6 protein-coding genes are annotated in these 6,604 nt (G+C 43.4%); 3 read left to right on the top strand and 3 right to left on the bottom strand.

Going from position 1 to position 6,604, the window contains the following annotated elements:
• Positions 1-164: 164 nt before the first annotated feature.
• From G3569_RS12970 to G3569_RS12960, 3 genes are read right to left on the bottom strand one after another with little or no spacing between them, the layout of a single operon-like run.
• A complete protein-coding gene (locus G3569_RS12970; RefSeq protein WP_165269821.1) occupies positions 165-911 on the bottom strand; it encodes a uroporphyrinogen-III synthase in 747 nt (248 codons plus the stop codon).
• Between the two features lie 30 nt (positions 912-941).
• Positions 942-2,084: a ShlB/FhaC/HecB family hemolysin secretion/activation protein gene (locus G3569_RS18975; protein ID WP_165269819.1), complete on the bottom strand. Its 1,143-nt coding sequence runs from the start codon at positions 2,082-2,084 to the stop codon at positions 942-944.
• A gap of 15 nt (positions 2,085-2,099) precedes the next feature.
• A complete protein-coding gene (locus tag G3569_RS12960; protein ID WP_165269817.1) occupies positions 2,100-2,471 on the bottom strand; it encodes a carboxymuconolactone decarboxylase family protein in 372 nt (123 codons plus the stop codon).
• A 101-nt stretch (positions 2,472-2,572) separates the two neighbouring features.
• Between G3569_RS12960 and G3569_RS12955 the strand changes: the two genes are divergently transcribed.
• The 3 genes from G3569_RS12955 (at position 2,573) to G3569_RS12945 (ending at position 6,585) form a co-directional block, all read left to right on the top strand.
• Positions 2,573-4,084, top strand: coding sequence for a hypothetical protein (locus tag G3569_RS12955; RefSeq protein ID WP_165269815.1), 1,512 nt, complete (start codon positions 2,573-2,575; stop codon positions 4,082-4,084).
• A gap of 149 nt (positions 4,085-4,233) precedes the next feature.
• Positions 4,234-5,382 (top strand): DUF4856 domain-containing protein, encoded by a 1,149-nt coding sequence (locus tag G3569_RS12950; RefSeq protein WP_165269813.1) that lies wholly within the window; start codon positions 4,234-4,236, stop codon positions 5,380-5,382.
• Between the two features lie 195 nt (positions 5,383-5,577).
• Positions 5,578-6,585, top strand: a complete 1,008-nt coding sequence (locus G3569_RS12945; RefSeq protein ID WP_165269811.1) for an imelysin family protein — start codon at positions 5,578-5,580, stop codon at positions 6,583-6,585.
• The last annotated feature ends 19 nt before the right edge of the window (positions 6,586-6,604 follow it).

The raw sequence follows: 6,604 nt of genomic DNA, 5'->3' as shown, positions 1-6,604 counted from the left end.
AGTAAGACTGTTATTTGGTTAAAACCTTACAGTTTCTCAAAATATCGGGAGTACAACTCCCTTGGAGCTAGAGGAATTTATAATTCTCAATTCCTAATTATTCAACATCCAACTTCCAACCTCTAACTTCCTGCATCCTGAATCCTGTCTTCACGACTCACTCCTCATACCCCCACCTCTTCTTTAATAATTTCCTTGACAGAATCCCAACTGCCTTCGGCCTGAGTGTCGACCTCTATCTCTTCTGCTTCCAGCTTGTCAGTAACAGCCTGGTCTCCGGTAATGATATGAGCATCACTAAAATCCAGATTGGGAAAAGCCGCCGGTATACGGTTAACAGCGCGGCGAGAATGAAAAATAACAAATGCAGGGTCATGGGCAGCTAAATCTGTGCGATACTCCTGCAATTTCATCTCCTCAGGCCCTTCCAGCGTAAAAAGGACCAACTCCTCGACCGGAACATCCAACTCCCTTAGAAGGCCTGGCATATCTTCAGAGGTTTTATCACCGCATGGGTACAACGTATTTCCGATACGCTTAATACGAAGCATAAACTCCAGCAGGTTTATGGCCTTTCCCTCGGCATGAGGGTGTACCGCCGGTATACCTGCCTCCTCTAAGAAATCGGCAGTATGTTGGTTCAATGTCAGGTTCAGCTGGTTACGAACAGCATCCATCTTATCATACTCTTCAACCACATCTACAAAATATTGCGCATTCCGTTTACTACCGTGGACAATATTCTCAAACTCATCTAGCAGTTCCAGTGTATCCAACACATCCTCATTATCCTTAACCGGCTCGTACCACTCCAACGGATAATGCAATACAGAAACGGGCATATCTTCCAAATCAGAACGGAAGACTTCAGTATCCTCAATTGCAGCTGTTAATACTACTGATCGACTCATAATATCTAAACAAATTTCTGGTTAATAATTCTAAAAAAGGTATCCTACCCCAATATAAATACGGGTTACATCTTCGGAAAAGCCAATATCACCTCGCAAAATAAAGTCAGGAGTAAAAACAGACATTGCTCCGCCAAACCCAATCGTCTGTTTATATCCCTCAAACAGATCATTAATATCATCCTGACCGGTAAAAACACGACCCGTGTCGGTAAACAACTGCCCACCGAATTTAAGATTATACAGTTCCGGAAATTCGATAAGCCACGTTCTGAGCTCAAGGGTATACGCAAGTGAACTGTTACCTTTGAATCTATTTAAGGGATATCCCCTAAGCGTATATGCATCTCCAAGTGTTGAAAGTTCCCAAAACGGGACATCCCCAGCAGCATGGCGAGCCTCCAGCTTATTGGCAAACGTTATCCAATTAAAAAGCTGAAAATATTGACGCAGCTCCAACCGGGCAGTCGTAAACGAATACTCACTGATAATACCAGGCGCAAAACGGACTTCCAGCTCTGCCCTGTTTCCCTTTGTTGGATCAAATTCACTGTCCCTATTCTCCCAAACAAAGCCTGTATTCAGATTATTAACCCAGCCTCCCTTCATTCCATTGGGAGCTAACTGTGTAAAGGATGATTGTTCTTGTGTTTCATAGGGGATATAGTACTGCGTACTTAACCCTGCCTGAAGATCAAATTGACTGTCGGTATCACGAAAGACCGGCTTTCTAAGCTTATATTGTAAACCAAAACTTATTGATCGAAAAAAATAATAATCGTTATCCCATTGGTTCTCTGTGAAGGTGGTATTATTACCCACCCCAAAAAAGAGATCCGTTGTATAACGGTAAAAATACCCTTCAATGGAAGAGCGGATATCGCGATTAAAAACGTTGCTTTGTTCGTATCTTACTTCTGCTTCTACAAAGCCCTTGGTTGATGCAATAGCCGAAGATTGCAGGTAATTCTTAAATGGGGCAATCCCGCCTTTATAGTTATAGCGATTGAAAATAGCTCCCCCTACAAAACCTTCATTGGAACTGTAGCCAAACGCAGGGACCAATGCCGTAGAGATTGAATCTGCCCCCACACTGCCCCCTAACAGTTGAGCTGCGGCAGAACCCGAGCAGAAACAGATCAAAATAGCCGTAAGGATAAAATATCGTTGCACAGTAAATCTACTTTTTTAGGAGTCTAAGATCTCCTCTTCTTCGAGGATCTCCAATGTTTCTACGGCATGACGCAAGTGGGGAATTACAATACTCCCTCCCACAACTAGCGCTACATTCAAGGCCTCAACCAGCTCCTCTTTTGTAGATCCGGCTTTTGCGCACTGCTCTAAATGATAATCGATACAATCATTACAGCGCAACACGGTAGATGCCACCAAACCGAGCAACTCTTTTGTCTCTACCGGCAGCGCCCCCTCTTTATAGGTATTCGTATCCAGATTGAAAAAACGTTTTATGCCGAGGTTATCGAGATCCAATATCTTTTCATTGGCATTTTCTCGTTCTTTTCGAAATTCTGCTAATCTGTTATTTTCTTTTTTGCTCATCCTTTTACTACATTCTGATTAAAAATGCGCTTTAAGATACGACATATTCTCAGGAAGTTTAATCACAATTTAGAATCCGTGACTAACCCTATTTACTTATAGTGAGCAAGAAAAAATCATCGCCTGAACATAAGCTCGTTGTTTTAGGAGACAGTGTAAGCCAAGGATTTCAAAATGGCGGCATCTACCGCACCGACCTGAGCTATGCCAACTTTCTGCGACAATGCTGGGAACCGACCCCTGATTTTGATCAGCCCCTGTTCACTGCACAAGCAGGAATTCCGCTCAACCTCGAAATATTAACCCGGGGTATGGCCGACGAATTTGGCGAATCTATAGAGTGGAACGAATACCTGCCGGCTATAACTCACTTATACAAAACGCTGAGACGCATAAAAAACTATTGGGAGGGCAAAGTTAAACCATTGAAAAGGGATCGGGATATGCCCTACCACAATCAGTCGGTATGGGGCTTTGCCATGAACGATGCCTGGATGGTGACCGAACGCAACAGTAAAGAACATATTGAAACCCAGCCTGAGACCTATTCGGTTTTTGATATGCTTCCTGACCACGCTATGTATGTCACTGCTCGATTGGTGTTAAACCCTTCCTATGACGAACAGTTCCGAGATTATACTCTCCTCGATAATGTCCGTTATCTACAAAAAAATGGGGGCATTGAGAACCTCATCGTTAGCATGGGACACAACAATGTTATTGGCGCAGTGTCAGATCTTCGATATATACTTTCTGAAGAAGAGGATCTTGAAAAATTCCCTACCGAACGCAGTTATACGGTCTACCGACCTGAACATTTTGAACAAGAGTTTCGGAAACTTGCAGAGCGAGTGAGTCAAGTGGGGGCACAACGGGTGATTACACAAACTATTCCATATGTAACGATTCCACCGGTTACCCGAGGAGTGAACTCAGATAAGTCACGCAAAGGGCATACCGGCTACTTTGATTACTACACTCGCTTTTGGGTGTGGGATGAGGATTTTCATCCCGACACGCATCCTCACTTAACCAAAGAACAAGCCATTAAACTCGATCAGCATGTTGATGAATACAATACCATCATCAAAGAAGTTGCCCGCGAGTACGGATGGATCACCGCACCGCTAAACCGTTATGTGAGCGGTATAGCACGCAGACGTCTCGGAGGCAAAAATCGCCTGCCCTATCCTGAAGAGTTTCGCCAGGCAATGATGCGTCACGATATGACGAAACATCTGGTAGAAAATGAAGAAAACCCACTATTAAGTACCGACTATATTCGCATCAATGAAGAGAGTGGCAAAGTGAATAAGGGAGGAATATTCAGCCTCGACGGTATTCACCCCACCACAATCGGCTATGGGCTTATCGCCTATGTTTACAAAGAAGCAATGGAGAAAAATGGAGTTAAATTTGACCAACCATTAAACTGGGACCATATTATTTCCAGCGATACCCTCATAACAGACCCGCCCTACCTTCTGGTTGATCTGCGGAAGTTCCTGCGCTTTTTATCGCTCGGCAACCAAGATAAAATATCAGTTGTTGGCAATGGCGTACTCAACCAAATGATGAATATCTTTTCTAACCGAGAGGCCTCTGGGGAATAATACTCACCTTCAGAGCGGCTTTATACCTTCCATTTTCGATACCCTTTCAGAGGATAGAAAAAACCTATCGGTATTTGTTTATAATTAGTCTAAATAGTCTTATACTTCAGCTCTAAAATTTCAAATCTAACCTGTATAGAACTACAAACATGACTTTTAAGAAAGTTGTAAACATTGGAATAGCTGTTACCCTTACAGCATTTACATTTGGGTGTAATGTAAATGATGGCGACGATAATGAGACCATAAGCCCACCTGACAATTATGAATTCAGCCGAGACGGCTCCTCTTCGGTAGCCTACCCCGGGCAAACTGATCGTCTAAAAATGCTGGATGAAATCGACTCGTACGTCGGCAAAGGTGATAAAGGCGAGGAACTATCGGAGCAAGCACTGCTTGATATGTACGAAAATAAAGACGGCAACGGTGGCGGAAATTTTGACTTCACATCCGACCGTCAGCTTAAGAACAAAACGTTCCCAAACGATTTAGACAACAACTTTTACGAAAATCTTTTTGCCCAGGCTTCAGCAGCCAGTAAAAAAGGTACCCAGGCATCAAATGGCCAGGCAGGACTGATTGCGCGCGCAGATGGCGATAATATTTTAGTGGATGCTAACGGACGAGAGTTCGGACAGCTTATCGAAAAAGGACTGATGGGATCTGTTTTCTATCACCAGATCTTCAATGTCTATTTAACTGATGACCGTATTGGTCCCGATGTTGATAACAGCAACCTTGAAGAAGGTAAAAACTACACTGCCAAAGAACACCACTTCGACGAAGCCTTCGGATATTTCGGAGCTCCCGTTGATTTTGAATCTGACTGGCCCGAATCCCGCGAAAGTGAAGCTAAATTCTGGGCAGATTACTCTAACGGATCCGACGCTGAGCTCGGCTTCAACGATATTCTGATGGATGCTTTCATCAAAGGCCGTACTGCTATTGTAAACAAGGATCAAACGGCCCTAACTGAGCAAGTTGATATCCTTTATGAAAAGCTGGAACTCCTTGCCGCAGCGACTACTATTCACTATATAAACTCTACGCTTGACCACCTAAGTGCCGGAGAACAAGGTGAGGCGTTCCACACGCTTTCAGAGGCATGGGCATTTGCCAACGCATTAAAATATAGTCCGCGCCGCAAGATAACGGTTGATCAACTTACCACCATACAAGAAACCGACTTTGGTGACAACGGCAACTTCTGGAATGTTGACTCTAAAGGATTAAACAAAGCTAAATCTACACTTGTAGAGATCTATCCTGAACTGAAGGATGTTCAAGATCAGCTGTAATCAATTCTTTTTCCTAATCAAAAGCTTTGGCGGGAGTCCCCGTCAAAGCTTTGGTTATTTTTAACACCTAATATTGTGATCATGAAAAAGTTCAATCACATCTTATTTTTCGTTCTCCTGCTTGGCTCTGTCACGCTATTGAGCTCCTGCAAAAGCAATACCGATTCAGAGGATAGTAATTTTGACAGGCCAAAGATGCTAAAAAACTATAGCGAAAATGTTATTCTGCCGGCCTACAATATGCTGCAAGACTCTGTCGATCAGCTAAACAGTTCGGCCACAACATTTTCTAACACCCCTAATACTCAAAACCTGGAAGTCCTGCAGCAGAGCCTTAAAGGGGCGCGATTGGCTTGGCAAAATGCCAGTTTATTCGAATTTGGCCCTGCCGAAATGCAGTTGCTCCGCACCTCTCTCAATACCTATCCAACAGATACTACCAAAATTAATGATAATATTAATTCCGGTAACTATAGCCTGGGTAGCCTCGACAACCAAGATGCCGTTGGGTTCCCGGCAGTAGGGTTCTTGGTTTATGGGGATAACAAAACTGATTCAGAAATTGTCTCTCAATTTACTAATGAAACAAATGCCCAAAACAGGATGGATTACCTGCTGGATAACATCGCTTTCATTAAAGAAAATGTAGATGCGGTTGTTACCAAATGGAAAGCTGACGGGGATAATTACGCAAGTACCTTTTTAAGTGAAGAAAACTCAGGAACAGATATAGGCAGCTCAATGGGTATGCTTATTAACGCGATGGTACTTCATTACGAGCGATTTCTTAGAGACGGTAAAATTGGTATTCCGTCTGGCGTACGAAGTGCAGGCATCCCACGCCCATCTACTACTGAAGCACTTTACGGTGGATATTCTGTGGAGTTGGCTATTGAAAACATGCAGGCATTTAAAAGACTTTATTTGGGTATTGATTTAAATAGTAATGACGGATTAGGACTGCAAGAAAACCTCGATGCGGTAGGTACAGCCACACTAGCCGATGAGATAGAAACGAATATTGACCAATCTCTCGACAAACTTAACGCACTAAACGATCCCCTTTCGCAACAGGTTGATAGTAACAACGATCCCGTTGTCGAGGCCTTCCAGGCGATGCAAAAGGTCGTTACGCTGGTTAAAGCGGATATGACTTCGGCCCTGGGTATTACTATTACCTACCAGGATAACGACGGAGATTAACTGTAAAGGCTACCAGATA

The organism is Fodinibius halophilus (assembly GCF_011059105.1).
Taxonomy (GTDB): domain Bacteria; phylum Bacteroidota; class Rhodothermia; order Balneolales; family Balneolaceae; genus Fodinibius; species Fodinibius halophilus.
The sequence above is the reverse complement of the archived record's forward strand: the minus strand, read 5'-3'. Positions and strand labels throughout refer to the sequence as shown.

Excerpts from the sequence above, each read along its gene's own strand:
- G3569_RS12945 (WP_165269811.1), top strand. The coding sequence starts at position 5,578 with ATGCTAAAAAACTATAGCGAAAATGTTATTCTGCCGGCCTACAATATG.
- G3569_RS12960 (WP_165269817.1), bottom strand. The coding sequence starts at position 2,471 with ATGAGCAAAAAAGAAAATAACAGATTAGCAGAATTTCGAAAAGAACGA.
- G3569_RS12950 (WP_165269813.1), top strand. The coding sequence starts at position 4,234 with ATGACTTTTAAGAAAGTTGTAAACATTGGAATAGCTGTTACCCTTACA.
- G3569_RS12970 (WP_165269821.1), bottom strand. The coding sequence starts at position 911 with ATGAGTCGATCAGTAGTATTAACAGCTGCAATTGAGGATACTGAAGTC.